We start from the raw sequence: 15,954 nt of genomic DNA, 5'->3' as shown, positions 1-15,954 counted from the left end.
GACGCGCTCCTCACTGCGGCAGGGCGCCGCTCAGCACCAGGGCGAAGACGAAGGTGAACACCGCGAAGCCCTCGACGATCGCCGCCGGGGCCAGCGACAGGCCGAACACCTCGGGCTTGTTCTTGACGGTGTCGATGGCGCTGACCAGCGAGCGCCCCTGGTAGACGCCGTTGAACAGCAGCGCCACGCCCGACAGCACCCCGATCGCCGCCAGGCCCGGGGCGTTGGTCAGGGTCACGCCGCGATTGAGCGAGAACATGATGACGATGCCCAGGATCGCCTGGGTCGATGGCATCGCCGCCAGGCCGATGTACTTGCCGTAGCCGCTCTCGACGTCGAGCATCGCCCCCGCCGCCGCCTGGCCTGCCAGGGTGCAGCCGATCGAGCTGCCGATGGTGCCCAGCGCCACCGGGGCATAGATGCCGAGCCAGCCGAGCACCAGTATCACTTGATCCACGTCGATTCCTCCTTATTGGCGAATGCCTGATAGGGGCGCCCTTCGCCCTTGATGCCCCAGCGCAGGAACTCGATGAGATTCAGGCGCAGGCCGTGGACGACCCCACCCATCAGTGCCAGCGCGAAGTTGAGGGCATGGCCGAGCAGCAGCACCACCAGGAACAGCAGCGGGCCGGCGCCGGCCGCGGCATGGCCCGCGTCGACGGCGAGCTGATTGAAGGTGACCGCCAGCGAGGCGCTCGACAGCCCCAGGGCGAACAGGCGCATGTAGCTCAGTGCGTTGCCGAAGGCCTGCGACAGCCCGCCCAGCGAGATCAGGCCGCCGACCAGGCGCTGGGCGGCGTGACGCCAGCCGTCGAACGGCGTCGCCCGCGAGAACAGCAGCACCAGCAGGGCGCCGCCGGCCATCAGTGTCAGCCAGGGCAGTCGCGGCGTCGGCAGCGCACCCTGGGTGACCCGCCACAGGGCGAAGCCGCCGCCCAGCAGCAGGATCCAGCCGAGGTTGCCCAGTGCCAGCCGCCGTGGCCGGGCATACCAGGCGGCCAGCGCATTGGCGGCGATCAGGTGCAGCACGCCGATGGCGATCGACAGGGTCATCATGGCGCCGAAGTCGTCGATCGACAGCCACTGCAGGGCGGCGAGCGGGGAGCCCGGCGGCGGGGCGAGGCCGAAGTAGCTGCCCAGCAGGATGCCGTAGAGCAGCGCGCCGCCGCTCATCGCCAGGCCCATGCTGCCCAGGCGGCGGCCGATGACGCTGCGCTTCCAGCGCCGCCGGGCCAGCCACACCAGGGCGCCGAAGGCCAGTGCGTAGCCGGCGTCGGCGAGGATGATGGCGAAGAACAGCACGAACGACACGTAGACCATCGCCGAGGGATCGGCGCTGCGATAGCCGGGCAGCTGGAAGAACTTTACCGCCTCCTCGCCGCCGGCCAGCCACTCGGGGTTGTCGAGCAGCACCGGCGGTTCCTCGTCGGGGCGCGGCGCTCGCGCGTGCAGCGCCACATCGCCGTCGCGGCACAGCGTCTTCAGCGTCGCCATCGCGCGGCGCGGTACCCAGGCGTCGAGCACGAACAGCGGAGCGTCGTCGTCGCCCTCGCGCATTACCCGGCCCAGCTCGGCGTCGTCGGCGGCGCGGGCCAGCCGGTCGGCGAGGCTGGCGATCCAGCGGGTCAGCACGTAGCGCTCGGCATCGAGTTCCTCGAGCTCGCCGTGGGCGGCCTGCTCGAGGGCGCGGATATCGGTCAGCGAGCGGCCGCCGGTGTGCGAACGGGCGAACGGCACCTGCTCGGGGGTCGGCTCGTCGGCGGCGATCACCGCCAGGTAGAGGTTGCGGTGGTCGCGGTTGACGATCGCCCAGGGCAGTTCGATGGCATCGATCGCCTCGCGGCGGCCGAGCGGTACCAGGTAGAGCCACAGGCGGCGGCCGCCGAGCTCCTCGAGCGGCGGGAAGCGGAACTCGCCCCAGGGGGCCAGGGCGCGGCGGTGGCGGCGCAGCAGCGTCAGGCGGTCGACGACATCCTCGCGGCGGCGGCGGTTGGTGTGAATGGTCTCGAGCAGCGCCGCCAGCTCGGGCACCTCGGCGGGGCGCTGCAGGCGGCGGCGCAGCGGGCTGTCGAGCAGGTAGTCGAGGGCCGCGCGCAGCTCGAGGTGCTCGCGACGGTCCTCCTCGACCGGCGCGCCGCGCATGATCACGTGGGCGACGCCCAGCGCCTGCAGGCGACGCAGGATCTCGCGCTTGCGCTCGGCCAGGCCGATCAGGGTCACCCGCTGCATGGGGGCGATGCTCATCGCATGGCCCCCTGCCCGCCGGCGGCGAGCTTGCGCTTGGCCAGCTTGGCGCGGACCACCGCGGCGCGCTCCTGGTCGGCCAGATACAGCTCGATGCGCGCGATGGCCTTCTCGAGGCGCGGGATCATCACCTTGGAGAACAGGTTGACGCGCTGGGTGACGGTGCGCACGGCGTCGTCGAGGCGGGCCAGCCGGCGGGTCTCGATGCGCGTCTCGACCTCGAGGCGCAGGCGGGTCTCGAGGCGCTCGACCAGAGTGTCGATCCAGTGCGGCTGGGCCAGCCGGTCGTAGGGCCTGCGCTCCAGGGTCAGCTCGGCCAGCGTCGGCAGGCTCACGCCGACGCGATTCTCGCGGCCCAGGCGCAGCGTGGCCACGCGCACCAGGCCCTCCAGCGGCACGTCGGTATCGGCGAGCATCGGCAGCTCGTGGCCCACCGTGGCCTGCTGGCGCTCGGCGCGCTCGCGCAGGGTCGCCAGGCGCTCGGCGCTCTGCTGGCGCTGGATCAGCAGGGTGCGCTGCTTCATCTCCAGCGCCGGCAGGTAGCGGCGATAGAGCGTACGCTGGCGCTCAAGACGACTCAGGGAGCTCTTGTTGAGGGCGGGTGTCTGCATGCTCGGGCCAGTAGGTTTCCTTGAGGGACTGCTTGATCACCACCTCGTCGGGCGTGAAGCACTCGGCGAGCAGCGTCCAGCAGGCATCCAGCGCCGCCTCCAGCGGCTGGCGCACGTCGAGGCGCATGAAGCGCTCGCGGAAGGCGGCGGCGAAGCGCATCAGGCGGCGGTCGTGATCCGACAGATCGAAGGCCATCGCCTGCTTCTGCTCGGCCTCCGTGCCCTCGGCGTAATAGCGGATCATGGTGTTCATCAGCGCGCCGTGATCCTCGCGGGTCTGCTTGCCGATCACGTGCTGCTTGAGCCGCGAGAGCGAGCCGAACGGGTCGAGCATGCCGTCGTGGAGGTAGAACTGCCCCTCGGTGATGTAGCCGGTGTTGTCGGGGACCGGGTGGGTGACGTCGTTGCCCGGCATGGTGGTCACCGAGAGGATGGTCACCGAGCCGGCGCCGCGGAAGTCGCAGGCCTTCTCGTAGCGGCGCGCCAGCTGCGAGTAGAGATCGCCCATGTAGCCGCGGTTGGAGGGGATGTGTTCCATGGCGATGCCGATCTCCTTCAGGGCATCGGCGAAGGCGGTCATGTCGGTCATCAGCACCAGCACCCGCTTGCCCTCCTCGACCGCCAGGTGCTCGGCCACCGCCAGCGCCAGGTCGGGGATCAGGGTGCGCTCGACCACCGGGTCGGAGGCCAGGTTGGCGAACATCACGGTGCGCGACAGCACGCCGGCATCCTCGAAGGCCTGCCGGAAGGTGTGGAAGTCGTCGAAGATCAGCCCCAGCCCGGCGAACACCACCACGTCGGCATCGGCCTGGATGCCGATGCGCGCCAGCAGGGCGTTGTAGGGCTCGCCGGGCACCGAGAAGATGGGGATCTTCTGGCTCTCCACCAGGCAGTTGAAGACGTCGATCATGGGGATGTCGGTACGGATCATGCGCGAGGCGAGGATCCGCGACATGGGATTGACGGTGGGCCCGGCGATGGCGATGCGGCGATCGTCGGCCAGCCTCGGGCCGCCGTCGATCGGACGGCCGGCACCGTCGAAGACCCGGCCGTAGATGTTCTCGGAGTAGATGGCGCGCAGCATCTCGCCGAGAAAGCGGATGCCGGCGCGGCTGGACAGGCCCTTTGTGCCGGCGAACACCTGCAGCGAGGCACTGTCGTGGGCCAGACGCACCACCTGGGCCAGCGAGAAGGGGCGGCCGTCCTGCTCGATCAGCGCCAGCTCGCGGTTGCGCGGCATCAGCCCCATGCGCCGGGCGGCGGCCACGTCGATCTCGACGATGTCGCCGACGATCGCGGTGATGCCCTGAAACGAGGTGACGGTTTCCGCCATGCGACGCCTCCTTCGGCGGCTCGGGCCGCCCCGGTTGACGAGGGTGGGCCGCGGCGCGCCCGGCACCGTCGTGGACCCGGGTCCAGCATACTGCGCTGCAGCGTAATCCCCAATCGTCGCGGATTCGCCGTCGCGAGCGGAAGGGGTTCATTTATCCGTCTGATTTTTCAGGGTTGCTTGCCGTGATTCAGGTGGGCGGCAAGGATTCGCTGCTGTCACTCAGCCCCATAAAACGCGCGAGTCTTGATATGGATCAAGCGTGGCAGGGCGGCGGGTCGAGGAAAGCGCTCAGGGGGAGCGGCGGGAGCAACGAGGTCCCGGCCGAGCGGCCGGGACCGAGGGATCACTTGTCGAGCTTGACCATGCGCAGGTAGGGCTTCTTCTCGTCCCAGCCCTGCGGGAAGCGCTGCTTGGCCTCCTCGTTGGACAGCGCCGGCACGATGATGCAGTCGTCGCCCTTGTTCCAGTTGACCGGCGTGGCGACCTTCTCGTTGTCGGTGAGCTGCAGGCTGTCGAGCACCCGCAGGATCTCCGCGAAGTTGCGGCCGGTGCTGGCCGGGTAGGTGATGGTCAGGCGGACCTTCTTGTCGGGGTCGATGATGAACACGCTACGCACCGTCAGGGTGTCGTTGGCGTTGGGGTGGATCATGTCGTAGAGGTCGCTGACCTTGCGGTCGGCGTCGGCGAGCAGCGGGAAGTTCAGGGCGTGGCCCTGGGTCTCCTGGATGTCGCCGGCCCACGCCTTGTGGTCCTCGAGCGGATCCACCGACAGGCCGATGGCCTTGGCGTTGCGCTTCTCGAATTCCGGCTTGAGTCGCGACACCTCGCCCAGCTCGGTGGTGCAGACCGGGGTGAAGTCCTTGGGATGCGAGAAGAGGATGACCCAGTTGTCGCCGGCCCACTCATGGAAATGGATGGTGCCTTCGGTACTTTCCTGGGTGAAATCCGGAGCGGTATCACCGAGATGCAGTGCCATGTCGAACCTCCTTGGTTGGGAGCGATGAGAAACATCGTGACTCGCTACTATGACATCGGGGGCGTGGCCGGGGGAAACAACCCCTCGGACCAAGAAAAGCGCCGCAAGACATAAGTCTCGGCGTCAGGGCGCCGGCCCCGCCGCACCGAGAAAGCGCGTCTGCCAGTAGTCGAGCGTCAGCGCCGTGGTGGTCACCTCGCGGCCGCGGCCCGGCGCATGGATCATCCGACCGTCGCCCAGATAGATGCCGACGTGGGTGGCGCGCGCCCCCGAGCCGAAGAATAGCAGGTCGCCGGGGCGGACGACGTCACGGGCCGGCAGCGCCTCGAACTGCTGCTCGGCGGTGCGCGGCACCTGCAGGCCGGCGGCGCGATAGGTCATCTGCACCAGCCCCGAGCAGTCCACGCCCCGCCGCGAGGCGCCGCCCAGGACATAGGGCGTGCCCAGCGCCTGGCGGGCATTGGCGAGGATCATCGCCCGTTCGATGGATAACGGCGCCGCCTGTCCGCCGTCGAGGTCGGTCGTCTGCAGCCGCGGCCCGGCGCATCCGGCGAGGCCGAGCACGGCCAGCAGCAGGGTGAGCTGCATGATCGTGACCAGGGGCCGAGATGGCAGCACGCGGCATAGCGGGCGGATGGCGAGGCGCGTGGGCAGGAGGGCGCGATACGGCATGCGGCGGACTCCGACGGGCTTTTTCGAGGGCTTGCTCAAGGGCTTTTCGAATAAGCCTAGCCGGGGGAGCGACTTCAGTCGCGATGAATCCGCCCCCGGGCCGGCCTGGATTACCACCCTCCGATCAGCCGGGGCGGGGGCTGGAAGCCATCCGATAAGTATGTGTTATAGTCACCCCCTTAAAGAATAATGATGCGTTGAGGAGACAAGCATGAAGCTGCAAAACTCGGGTACTCACTGGCTTTGCGCCGTCCTGATGACCGGCACGCTCGGCGCCAGCAGCCTGGCATTCGCCCAGGCGGACGACCCCGTGACCTTCGCCGTGCCGCCCTGGCCGGGGGTGACCGTCAAGACGGCACTGGCCACGCAGCTGCTCGACACCCTGGGCTACTCCACCAAGCAGCAGCAGCTGGGTACCACCATCACCTACCAGGCGATGAACCAGAACGAGATCGACGTCTTTCTCGCCGGCTGGCTGCCCGCCCAGCAGAGCATGTACGACGCGGCGATGAAGAAGCAGACCCTCGTCGACCTGGGCAACAACGTCGACGGCGCGCGGATCGGCTTCGCGGTGCCCACCTATGTCTACGAGGCCGGGGTGACCTCCGCCGAGGACCTGAACAAGCCGGAGAACGCCGAGCGCTTCGGGCGTACCGTGTACTCCATCGAGGCCGGCACCGGGATGAGCGATCAGCTCAACGCGGGCGCCGACAAGAACCTCTACGGGCTGGGCGACTGGAAGCTGTCCGAGACCTCCACGCCGGGCATGCTGGGGGCCGCCAAGGCGGCCATGAACGAGCACCAGTGGATCGTCTTCGCCGGCTGGACGCCGCACTGGATGAACATCGAGTACGACATCACCTACCTGGACGACCCCAAGGACCTGTGGGGGCCGAATGGCGGGCGCAGTGACGTCAAGACCCTGGTGACCAAGGCGTTTGCCGACGCCAACCCCAACGTCACCCGGCTGCTCGACCAGCTGACGTTCACTGCCGATGACCAGAGCTCGATGATCCGCGGCTACGGCTACGAGGAAAAGCCCGCCGACAAGGTCGCCGTCGAGTGGATGCAGGCGCATCCGGCCAAGGTCAAGGCCTTCCTGGACGGCGTGACCACCGCCGACGGCCAGCCGGCCTGGCCGGCGGCCAAGGCGGCCTTCGACCTGGACGCCTGACCTCGAGAACCTGGACGCCTGACCTCGAGAAGAGGCATCGAGAGGCCATCGAGCCGGACACGACGAGGCCGCCCATCGGGCGGCCTCGTGCGTTGCGGGGGCGACGGTGTTACCGGAGCGCCGGGCCGCCGGGCCGCCGGGCCGCCGCTGTCGAGGATGAATCCCCTCCCACAGGCCCCTTCCGGGCCCGCACTGTCGGCGAACATCCTCGCGTTGCGAGGCGGTGTCCGCACCGAAGGCAAGAAGCCTAGATGCTGATCAGGCTCTCCCACCAGTGCCTCACCGTGGCCAGCCAGGGCGGTGCCTCGGCGCGCTGCCGACGGTCCTCGCCAAGGTAGATGGTGGCGGTGAGGCCCGCCGACAGCTTGGTGCCCGGGGGCACGTCGTCCAGGGCGATGCGCACCGGGATGCGCTGCGACAGGCGAACCCAGTCGAAGGAGGCGTTGACCACCGCCAGGCCGTTGCCCTGGCTGGCCAGGCTGTTGTCGGTGATGCCGCGGGCGTAGCTGGTCACATGGCCCCAGATCGGTGCCTGCCGGGAGAGCAGCTGGACGCGCGCCGTGTCGCCGATGTGGATGTCGACGAGCTTGGTTTCCTCGAAGTAGCCCTGGGCGTAGAAGCTGTGGGCATCGACCAGGGTCAGGGCGTCGGCACCGACGTCGACGTACTGGCCCGGACGCAACAGCAGGTTGGTCACGTAGCCGTCGACCGGCGCGCGCACGGTGGCGCGTTCGAGATCGAGGCGTGCCTTGCGCACCTTGACCCTGGCCTCGGCCACCGCGGCCTGGGCGGAGGCCAGGGTGAAGCGGGCGTTGTCCCGGTCCTCGCGCGAGGCGTACTGCTTGAGCCGCTGGCGACGGCTGTTGGCGGCGCGCGCCTCGTCGCGCTGCTGCTCGAGTCGCTGGAGATTGGCCTGGGCTTCGTCCAGCGCCAGCCGGTAGCGCCGGGTGTCGATGGTGAACAGCACGTCGCCGGCCTCGACCCGCTGGTTGTCGTGGACCTCGAGATCGTCGACCAGGCCGGCGACGTCGGTGCCCAGGTGGACGACGTCGGCGCGGATGCGGCCGTCCCGCGTCCAGGGGTCGTGCATGTAGTGGTTCCAGATCCGGGTCACGGCGGCCAGCGCCGCCAGCACCACGGCGACGGTCAGGAGCAGGCGCAGGCTCTTGCGGAGTCGTGGATCGAGTGTCATGGATCAGCCTCGCGTTGCGGGGTCGCCGATGGGCAGCGCCCCCGACAGGGTCAGCACCGCCCACAGCAGCAGGATGTAGAGGGCGACATCCAGCAGCAGCGGATGCCAGAACCAGTGATAGAGACGCAGCCGCGTCAGCAGCCGCTTGACCAGCAGGTAGAGCGCCAGGGCCAGCAGTACCGGCAGCGCCAGCGGCGGAACCAGAAAGCCCAGCAGCGACCATTCAGCGAGCATGGGGAAGGCCTCCCGGGGTGGCGCGTTCGGCGGGAGCCGAGGCGTCGGCCGTCTCGAGGCGCGCGCCCGGCGCGCTGCGCAGCAGGTGAGCCAGCATGCCCATCTCGCCGATGAGTGCCAGCGGCAACTGCGTCTGGTGATAGAGACGCGCCACCCACTGCTCCGCCTGTTCGGCCTGGCGGCGCCAGAAGGCGTCGTCGTGGCGATTGCGGGCGGCGGCCTGGCGGCCGATGTGTTCCAGCCAGACCTCGATCTCGGCACGAAACGGCGCGAGGTCGTCGCGCATCCGGCGCAGTCGCCAGCTGCACATCGCCAGGGCGTGCAGGTCGAGGGCCTCGCGCAGGCGCTCCTCGCTGCCGCCCAGCGCCACCAGGCGGCCGAGGCGGTCGTAGAGGCGGCTCTCCAGCCAGGGCCGTTCGGGCAGTGTCGACGCCGGGTTGCGCGTCAACCGCCACAGGCCGCGCCAGAACGCCGCCATCAGGGTGTCGATGCGCTCCGTCGGCGACGGCTGACGGAACAGCGAGTAGGTGAGCATGGCGGCCAGCGTGCCGATCACCGCGGCCAGACCGCCGTTGATGTAGCTCTGCGGCGTATAGCTGTAGGTGGTGTGCAGGTTGAGCAGGGTCATCATGGTGACCGCCCCCGACAGCCCCATCCCCGCCCAGCGCGGATAGGGCGTGAGCAGGGTGCCGAGGGTGATCGGCACGGCCAGGGCCAGGGCCAGCAGGAAGAAGCCGTTGATCAAGGGCAGCACCAGGAACAGCAGCACGCCGCCCAGCAGGACCGCCGAGATCGTGCCCCACAGGAACTGCCAGACCACCGCCGTGGGGTTGGGGGCCTTGGCGAACAGCATGCTGAACACGCCGAGCAGCATCTGCGCCAGGTAGCCGGAGTGCCAGCCGCTGTGGATCCAGAGCTGGCCGAGCAGCTCGAAGGCGACGAACACCCGCAGGGCGTTGTAGCGGGCCACACCGTGCTCGTTGTAGGTGGTGCGCGCCCGGGGCTGGCGCGGCAGGGTGTCGACCCGCCGGTGCTGCGGATCCTCCAGCGCATGGTGCAGGTGGCGAGCGTGGTGGAGCAGGGTGAGCACCTCGTCGAGCCGCTGGCGGACCAGCGTCGCCCGCACCCGGGTGCGCGGCGAGACGCGCTCGTCGCTCCAGTCGAGCTCCGGGAGCTCGGCCGCCGGCGCGCCATCGCCGCCGGGATGGCGCTGGAGCTCCCGGAGCAGGGGGTGGGCATCGTGATGCAGCCGCGCCAGCCAGCGCGGCCCATCGGGGCAGGCACGCAGGTAGGCGCAGGCCTCCTCGAGTTCGCGCAGGCCGGTAAGCAGCGCCAGGCCGTCGCTGGCGAAACGGTCCAGCGCCGGCACCACGTGGCGCCAGCGGCGGGCCTCCAGGCGGGCCAGTCCGCGCAGCGACTCGAAGCGCTGGTAGTGGCCGTGCAGGGCCTTGAAGCGGGCGTCCAGGGTGCCCTGCGGCGTGCCGTCGAGCACGGCCAGCGCCTCGCCGGCGGCATCGGCGATCAGCCGCGAGAGTACCCCGGGCAGGCCGTGGCTGCCGAAGCGCGGGGCGATGAGGATATGCATCAGCAGGCCGCAGCCGATGCCCAGCGAGGTCTCGGTGAAGCGGGCCAGCGCCGTCGTCCAGACACTCTCGACCCCGGTGCCGATCGCCGTCAGCGAGACCAGGGTGGCGGTGTAGCCGCTGAGCATCACCACATAGGAGAGGTAGGCGTCCTGCTCGAGGATCACCAGATACATGCACAGCGCCAGCCAGGCGCCGCCGAACAGCAGGTAGAGCATCGGCTGCTGGGCACACAGCACGATCAGCACCAGCCCGGCGATGGCGCCGAACAGGGTGCCGAACAGCCGGGCGATGCTGCGCCCGATGATGATGCCGATCGGCGGCGTGCCGCCGGTGAACATCACCGGCTGCAGGGTGACGATCATCACCGCCAGCACCGCCCAGGCGGGCTGCGACAGGTTCAGGCGCATCGACAGGAACAGCGCCAGCCAGGCGGCCAGCACGGTACGCAGCACCAGCAGCCAGTGGTCGAGGGGGATTCGTGACATAGCGGTCGGTCCGCCGGACCGGCGGACGGGTGTCCGGCAAGAGAGTGAAAGTACAAGGCTTAATGTTAGCATGCTAATGCTATAGCCGAATCACTCTCTCGTCCACCTCGCGGCGACCTCGTCACCTCGCGGCGACCCTCGGGAAAGCGGAAAAGCGGGGGGAGCGGGCGCGCCCGGCGACGGCCGGGCGCGGCGGGTCAGGCGCCGACGTTGCCCATCAGCGCCGGCTCGAGGATCTCGATCCAGTAGCCGTCCGGGTCCTTGACGAAGGCGACGTTCTTCATCTTGCCCTGTTCCGGGCGCTTGACGAACTCGACGCCGTTCTCGTCGAGCCACTGCACGGCGCTGCCGAGGTCGGGGACCGAGAAGCAGATGTGGCCGAAGCCCTGGGGCTCGCTGTTGCCGTCGTGGTAGGCGAAGTCGGCCTGGTCCTCGGTGCCCCAGTTGTGGGTCAGCTCCAGCAGGCCGCGCTGGTTGAAGGTCCAGATGGTGCGGTCGCAGGTCTGCTCGGGGACCTCGTCCTCCTCCTCGAGGCGTGCCAGGAAGTAGAGGGTGAACTGCATCTCCTCGAAGTCCAGCTTGCGCAGCACGCGCATGCCGAAGACCCGGCTGTAGAAGGCCAGCGAGCGCCGCGGATCCTTGACCCGCAGCATGGAGTGATTGAGCGTGAAGCCGGCGGTTTCCGGCGGCACGTGAGTCTCGACGCCGGGGTGTTCTTCGGTGAACAGGGTCATGGGAGCTCCTTGCACAAGAATCGAGGGGCGCCTGGTCGCCGGCGCCCCGGGGCCGTCCGCCTAGCCTGCCACGCCGCCCCGGTGCCGCCAAGCGCGGGGCTCAGTAGCCGGTCATCTCCAGGTAGCCGACGCCGTACGGGCTGCCGTCCCGGGTGTCCGTGACGCGCACCATGCCCTCCCAGTAGGCGAAGGTGGTGGCCATCCACTGGTCGGGATGCACCGCCGTGACGTGCACATCGAGTTCATGCGCGGGCACCTGCACGCGCCAGGCGGTGGGCAGCTCGCGACCGGCGACCGGCGAGCGAGCCAGCGGCGTCAGGTGCAGGGCGTCGCCGTCGAGCGGGGTGACGGCGCCGTCGGCGGCGATCCAGCTGCCCGAGAGGTAGTCGCCGCCCGCCTGCCCGGCGCCGCGCAGGCGAAACGCCATCAGCCTGGCGCCGTCGGCGAGATGCAGCGAGAACCAGTCCCAGCCCGACTGCCCCGGTCCCAGCAGCTGGCTGCTCCATTCGCGGTCCAGCCAGGCGCGGCCGCTCACCGCGTGTTCTTCGCCCTCCACCGTCAGCGTGCCGTCGATCCGGTAGAAGGGCTGGCTGTAGTAGATCGAGCCCTGGCCGTCGGCGGACTTGCGGCTGAAGCCGTGGTCGCCGTGGACCACCAGCGGGCCCTGGGCCGCGAGCGTCAGGCGGTAGGCGAAGTCGCCGCCGGCGGCGCGCACGGTGAGATTATCGAGGCCGGTGCCGGCGTCGTCGGGGGCGGCGAGTCGCCAGTCGTCCAGCCAGGCGGCGAAGGGCGCGGCGCTGACCCCCGCCTGCCCCTCGGCGTCGGCGAGGTTCATGCCTCGGGCAAAGCGCTCGGCGGCGCGGTGCCCGTCGGGCGTGGAAACGGCGGCATGGGCCATCCACAGCTGGCGGCTTGTCCAGGCCGAGTCGGGGGCCCCGTCGGTCGTGCCGGGCGGTGCCAGGGCCTGGCGGAACAGCGTCCACTGGATGCCGAACGGCCGGCCCGCGGCGTCCTCGAGGTTGGCGGTCAGGTACCACCACTCGATGCGGTAGTCGGGGTGCGCGCCATGATCGTCCGGAAAGGCCAGCCGATCGCCGGGGCGGGCCTGGGCGTAGCCCGCGGCGGCGCTGCCCAGGCCGGCATAGCCCGGGGCCGCGTCGCGTTCCGGCGGGTCCGCTCGCCAGAGGCCGACGGCCAGCAGGGCGACCAGCACACCGGCCAGCAGCGTCTTGAGGTGTTTCATGTCGCGGCGAACTCCTGCAGCAGCTGGCGGGGCGGCATCCGCCACAGCCGCCAGGCGGGCAGCAGCGCGGCCAGGCTGGCGACCAGCACCGCCAGCCCCAGGGTGACGAGCAGCTGCAGCGGGAACAGGTGCAGCGGCAGCCGCCAGCCGAAGGCGGCGACGTTGATCACCGCCACCAGCGCCCAGGCCAGGGCGATGCCCAGGGGCAGCGCCAGCAGGGCCGTGCCCAGCGCGGTGCCGGTGAGCTGCAAAAGCTGCACGCCGACCAGCCGCCGGCGCGACACGCCCAGCGCCCAGAGCGGCGCCAGCTGGGCGCGGCGGGTCCCGGCCTGGGCCAGCAGGGTGGTCAGCAGGGCCAGCGCGGCCACGCCGAGGGTCAGGGCATCCAGGGCGCGGGTGATGGTGAAGGTGCGCTCGAAGACCCGGGTCGCGTCCGCCTTCAGCGCCTGCTGGTCGATCACGGTCTCGGCCGTGGCGGGGCCGAAGCGGGTGGCGAGGCGCGCGACGAGGGCGTCGAGCCGCTGGCGGCGCGGCTCGGGGGCGTCGCGCAGCACCACGCCCAGGCTGCCGGGGGGGGCGGCGAAGGCGCGGGTCAGGCGTGCGACGGGCATGACGACCTCGGGGCGGGGATTGCCGTAGTCGGGGTAGATCGCGGCGATGGTCAGCCGGTGGCGGCGACCGTCGGCCGCGCGCAGCGTGAGGGTGTCGCCGGGGCGGCGACGGTAGCGGTTGGCCAGCTGCTCGTTGACGAACACCTCGCCCGCCGCGAGCGCCTGCCAGGCCGCGTCGCGCTCTGCCGCGGGCAGGCGCAGCGGCCAGTGCGCGCGCAGTACCGGCGCGGGGCGGATGCCGAACAGCGCCACCGGTTCAGGGGACGCCGCCGCGGCGTCGAGCAGGGTGGCCTCGGCGTGGCGGGCCGGCAGCAGCGTGGCGACCTCCGGCTGGTCGCTGAGCCAGGCCTGCAGGGCATCGTGGCGCTCGGCCTCCGGATGGATGTAGAGATCGGCGAGCAGGCGCTGGTCGAGCCAGTCGAGAAAGGTCAGGCGGAAGCCGCCGACCATGCTGCTCACCCCGAGGTTGGTGGCCAGCGCCAGCAGCAGGGCCATCATCGGCAGCTGCAGGCGCGGCAGCTGCAATTGCAGGTCGGCGAACGCCCAGGCCCACAGCGCCCGGCGGCGCACGAGCCGCGCCGCCAGCCGCCAGCCGCCGGCCAGCCAGGCGGGCAGCCACAGGGTCACGCCGAGCAGTGCCGCGGTGACCATCACGAAGCCGGCGACCAGCTGCCGGTCGCCGGTCAGCCACAGCCAGCCTCCGAGTCCCGCGGCCAGCACCAGCAGGGCGCCGCCCGCCCAGGCCTGGCGGCGCAGCAGGCCGCCCAGCCGGGCCCGCCAGGCCTGGGCGTGCCCCAGGGCCAGCACGTCGAGCCGCGCGACGCGCCACAGCAGGCCCGCGCCGGCGCTGGCCAGCCCGCCGAGGATGATGGCCACGCCGCCCAGCCAGAAGTGCCAGGGCAGTGCCAGGCGGGTGCCGACCTGGCTGTCGTAGAGCGCCGCCAGGCTGGCGGCGACATCCGGCAGCAGCAGCCGGGCCAGCAGCACGCCGCCGAGGATGCCCAGCCCGGCGCCCACCAGGCCCAGGGTCAGCAGCTCCAGTCCCAGGGCGGCGACCAGGGTGCGGCCCGGCACGCCGAGGGCGCGCAGCGTGCGCAGCAGGCCCAGGCGCTGTTCCAGCGCCAGTCCCAGGGCGGCATGCACGATGAACAGGCCGACCACCAGCGCCAGCAGCCCCATGGCGGTGAGGTTGAGGTGAAAGCTGTCGGCGAGCTGGCCCGGCGAGGCCAGCTGGCGGGCCGGGATGCGCATCAGGGCCTCGGGCAGCTCGGCGGGCGCATCGGGGGCGATCACCAGTCGGGTGGGGCCCGCCAGCCCCAGCAGCCGCTGGGCGACGCCGATGTCGGTGACCAGGGTGGCGGGCGGCAGGCCGGGGTCCACTTCCACCGGCGGCAGGCGCGGGTCGCGCCGGGCGGCGTCGGCCACGTCGGGGGCGGCGCGCAGGCGGTGCGGCGGCAGCAGCCAGTCGCGCAGCGAGGCGGCATCGCCGGTGCGGCGGGCCAGCGGCGAGGTCCCGGGCAGGGTCAGCGGGTCGATGCCCAGCAGGCGAAGCGGCGCTTCCCCGGCGGCGCTGCCTGCCAGGGTCAGCTCGCCCGCTACCAGCGGCGAGACCGCCATGCCGTCGCGGCGCAGGGCCGCATAGGTGGCCGGTGACAGCGGCGTGCCGTCACGGCGCTCGATGCGGTCGAGCCGGGTCTCGAACAGGGCCTCGGCCCGGGCGTAGCTGTCGCGGGCGGTGGCGTTGATGGCCTGCACGCTGCTCCACAGCGCGCCGGCCACCCACAGCCCCAGCAGCAGCATGGCCAGCTGGCCGGGATGGCGGCGGTAGTGGGACAGCAGGGTGGCCAGCGTCACGCCCACCACGCCGGCACGCCGGGCCGGACGGCGCCCGCTCATGGCTCGCCCGGCTCCAGGCGGCCGTAATGCAGGCGCAGGCAGCGGTCCAGCGGGGCGGCGACCCGCGCGCTGTGGGTGACCATCAGCAGCGCGCAGCGGCTCTCGTGAATCAGCTCGTGCAGCAGCGCGAGCACCCGGTCCGCGGCGGCTTCATCCAGGTTGCCGGTGGGTTCGTCGGCGAGCAGCAGGTCGGGGCGCGGCGCCAGCGCCCGGCCGATTGCCAGACGCTGCTGCTGGCCGCCGGAGAGCTGCTCGGGGTAGCGCTGCTCGAGCCCGGTCAGGCCCAGGCGCTCGAGCAGGTGGTCGGTCCAGTCGGGGTCCTCGCGATCGGCGAGACGGGCCTGCAGGGTCAGGTTGTCGATCACCGCCAGGCTGGGCACCAGGTGGAACTGCTGGAACACCAGCCCCAGGTGGCGACGGCGCAGGTCGGCGCGGGCGGGTTCGTCGAGCGCCGACAGCGCCCGCTCGTGGAAGTGGATCTCGCCGCGGTCGGGCACGTCGAGCCCCGCGGCCAGGTGCAACAGCGTCGACTTGCCGCTGCCCGACTCGCCCATCAGCGCCAGGCTTTCGCCGGGGGCCAGATGCAGGTCGATGCCGTCGAGGACGAACAGCGGCCCCTGGGGCGTCGGGTAGCTCTTGGCCACGTCGGTCAGTTGCAGCATCGCCGGGCTCTCCTGCGGGCATGTCCGAGCATATTAGCAAAGCCCGGGGGTGTTGGTCTTAGAGCCTGCTCCCTGCTCCCAAGCCTCTAGCTGTGATCTCTCGGTGCCGGAACCTGGCCGTGGGAGCGACTTCCGTCGCGATGAAGGCGCCACCGGGCCACCGTCATCGGGGATAAATCCCCTCCCACAACCCCCTAAAGCAGCCCCTCAGTCAGGCCGGCCGATCGGGACAGTGTGGTTGTGGGAGCGACTTCAGTCGCGATGAACTCGCCACCGGGCGCCGCCGTCGGGGATGAATCCC

General features: G+C 71.0%; 14 protein-coding genes. 1 reads left to right on the top strand and 13 read right to left on the bottom strand.

The window, feature by feature from the left end; translation table 11 throughout:
• Window positions 1–10: 10 nt before the first annotated feature.
• From G7A98_RS02355 to G7A98_RS02330, 6 genes are all read right to left on the bottom strand, one after another.
• Window positions 11–457 (bottom strand): ATP synthase subunit C, encoded by a 447-nt coding sequence (locus G7A98_RS02355; RefSeq protein ID WP_163647889.1) that lies wholly within the window; start codon window positions 455–457, stop codon window positions 11–13.
• Window positions 445–2,244, bottom strand: coding sequence for a V-type ATP synthase subunit I (locus tag G7A98_RS02350; RefSeq protein WP_163647888.1), 1,800 nt, complete (start codon window positions 2,242–2,244; stop codon window positions 445–447). The genes G7A98_RS02355 and G7A98_RS02350 overlap by 13 nt, the downstream gene beginning before the upstream one ends.
• A complete protein-coding gene (locus G7A98_RS02345; RefSeq protein ID WP_163647887.1) occupies window positions 2,241–2,855 on the bottom strand; it encodes a V-type ATP synthase subunit D in 615 nt (204 codons plus the stop codon). The genes G7A98_RS02350 and G7A98_RS02345 overlap by 4 nt, the downstream gene beginning before the upstream one ends.
• Window positions 2,812–4,188, bottom strand: coding sequence for a V-type ATP synthase subunit B (locus G7A98_RS02340; RefSeq protein WP_163647886.1), 1,377 nt, complete (start codon window positions 4,186–4,188; stop codon window positions 2,812–2,814). Before G7A98_RS02340 ends, G7A98_RS02345 begins: the two co-directional genes overlap by 44 nt.
• A 343-nt stretch (window positions 4,189–4,531) precedes the next feature.
• Window positions 4,532–5,164 carry a peroxiredoxin gene (locus tag G7A98_RS02335; RefSeq protein ID WP_163647885.1) on the bottom strand — a complete coding sequence of 211 codons (633 nt, stop codon included), beginning with the start codon at window positions 5,162–5,164 and terminating at the stop codon, window positions 4,532–4,534.
• A 123-nt stretch (window positions 5,165–5,287) separates the two neighbouring features.
• A complete protein-coding gene (locus G7A98_RS02330; protein ID WP_163647884.1) occupies window positions 5,288–5,836 on the bottom strand; it encodes a C40 family peptidase in 549 nt (182 codons plus the stop codon).
• Window positions 5,837–6,047: 211 nt separating this feature from the next.
• Between G7A98_RS02330 and G7A98_RS02325 the strand changes: the two genes are divergently transcribed.
• Window positions 6,048–7,010, top strand: coding sequence for an ABC transporter substrate-binding protein (locus tag G7A98_RS02325; protein ID WP_163647883.1), 963 nt, complete (start codon window positions 6,048–6,050; stop codon window positions 7,008–7,010).
• 247 nt (window positions 7,011–7,257) lie between these two features.
• On the opposite strand, the gene G7A98_RS02320 is transcribed toward G7A98_RS02325, so the two are convergent.
• The 7 genes from G7A98_RS02320 to G7A98_RS02290 form a co-directional block, all read right to left on the bottom strand.
• Window positions 7,258–8,202 (bottom strand): efflux RND transporter periplasmic adaptor subunit, encoded by a 945-nt coding sequence (locus G7A98_RS02320; RefSeq protein WP_163647882.1) that lies wholly within the window; start codon window positions 8,200–8,202, stop codon window positions 7,258–7,260.
• Between the two features lie 3 nt (window positions 8,203–8,205).
• Window positions 8,206–8,436 (bottom strand): DUF1656 domain-containing protein, encoded by a 231-nt coding sequence (locus tag G7A98_RS02315; protein ID WP_163647881.1) that lies wholly within the window; start codon window positions 8,434–8,436, stop codon window positions 8,206–8,208.
• The gene (locus tag G7A98_RS02310) at window positions 8,426–10,507 is read right to left on the bottom strand and encodes an FUSC family protein (RefSeq protein WP_163647880.1); all 2,082 of its coding nucleotides are present in this window, start codon (window positions 10,505–10,507) and stop codon (window positions 8,426–8,428) included. The genes G7A98_RS02315 and G7A98_RS02310 overlap by 11 nt, the downstream gene beginning before the upstream one ends.
• Before the next feature lie 197 nt (window positions 10,508–10,704).
• Window positions 10,705–11,241 carry a lactoylglutathione lyase gene (gene gloA / locus G7A98_RS02305; protein WP_163647879.1) on the bottom strand — a complete coding sequence of 179 codons (537 nt, stop codon included), beginning with the start codon at window positions 11,239–11,241 and terminating at the stop codon, window positions 10,705–10,707.
• 100 nt (window positions 11,242–11,341) lie between these two features.
• On the bottom strand, window positions 11,342–12,484 hold the full coding sequence (locus G7A98_RS02300; protein ID WP_163647878.1) for a lipocalin-like domain-containing protein: 1,143 nt from the start codon (window positions 12,482–12,484) through the stop codon (window positions 11,342–11,344).
• The gene (locus G7A98_RS02295; protein ID WP_205596198.1) at window positions 12,481–14,991 is read right to left on the bottom strand and encodes an ABC transporter permease; all 2,511 of its coding nucleotides are present in this window, start codon (window positions 14,989–14,991) and stop codon (window positions 12,481–12,483) included. The genes G7A98_RS02300 and G7A98_RS02295 overlap by 4 nt, the downstream gene beginning before the upstream one ends.
• Window positions 14,988–15,653 carry an ABC transporter ATP-binding protein gene (locus G7A98_RS02290; RefSeq protein WP_163647877.1) on the bottom strand — a complete coding sequence of 222 codons (666 nt, stop codon included), beginning with the start codon at window positions 15,651–15,653 and terminating at the stop codon, window positions 14,988–14,990. The genes G7A98_RS02295 and G7A98_RS02290 overlap by 4 nt, the downstream gene beginning before the upstream one ends.
• Window positions 15,654–15,954 lie beyond the last annotated feature (301 nt).

Source organism: Modicisalibacter sp. 'Wilcox' (genome assembly GCF_010993675.1).
Lineage (GTDB): Bacteria > Pseudomonadota > Gammaproteobacteria > Pseudomonadales > Halomonadaceae > Modicisalibacter > Modicisalibacter tunisiensis.
This window is presented reverse-complemented; position numbering and strand designations above follow the sequence as displayed.

Excerpts from the sequence above, each read along its gene's own strand:
- G7A98_RS02350 (WP_163647888.1), bottom strand. The coding sequence starts at position 2,244 with ATGAGCATCGCCCCCATGCAGCGGGTGACCCTGATCGGCCTGGCCGAG.
- G7A98_RS02345 (WP_163647887.1), bottom strand. The coding sequence starts at position 2,855 with ATGCAGACACCCGCCCTCAACAAGAGCTCCCTGAGTCGTCTTGAGCGC.
- G7A98_RS02340 (WP_163647886.1), bottom strand. The coding sequence starts at position 4,188 with ATGGCGGAAACCGTCACCTCGTTTCAGGGCATCACCGCGATCGTCGGC.
- G7A98_RS02335 (WP_163647885.1), bottom strand. The coding sequence starts at position 5,164 with ATGGCACTGCATCTCGGTGATACCGCTCCGGATTTCACCCAGGAAAGT.
- G7A98_RS02330 (WP_163647884.1), bottom strand. The coding sequence starts at position 5,836 with ATGCCGTATCGCGCCCTCCTGCCCACGCGCCTCGCCATCCGCCCGCTA.
- G7A98_RS02325 (WP_163647883.1), top strand. The coding sequence starts at position 6,048 with ATGAAGCTGCAAAACTCGGGTACTCACTGGCTTTGCGCCGTCCTGATG.
- G7A98_RS02320 (WP_163647882.1), bottom strand. The coding sequence starts at position 8,202 with ATGACACTCGATCCACGACTCCGCAAGAGCCTGCGCCTGCTCCTGACC.
- G7A98_RS02315 (WP_163647881.1), bottom strand. The coding sequence starts at position 8,436 with ATGCTCGCTGAATGGTCGCTGCTGGGCTTTCTGGTTCCGCCGCTGGCG.
- G7A98_RS02310 (WP_163647880.1), bottom strand. The coding sequence starts at position 10,507 with ATGTCACGAATCCCCCTCGACCACTGGCTGCTGGTGCTGCGTACCGTG.
- gloA (WP_163647879.1), bottom strand. The coding sequence starts at position 11,241 with ATGACCCTGTTCACCGAAGAACACCCCGGCGTCGAGACTCACGTGCCG.
- G7A98_RS02300 (WP_163647878.1), bottom strand. The coding sequence starts at position 12,484 with ATGAAACACCTCAAGACGCTGCTGGCCGGTGTGCTGGTCGCCCTGCTG.
- G7A98_RS02295 (WP_205596198.1), bottom strand. The coding sequence starts at position 14,991 with ATGAGCGGGCGCCGTCCGGCCCGGCGTGCCGGCGTGGTGGGCGTGACG.
- G7A98_RS02290 (WP_163647877.1), bottom strand. The coding sequence starts at position 15,653 with ATGCTGCAACTGACCGACGTGGCCAAGAGCTACCCGACGCCCCAGGGG.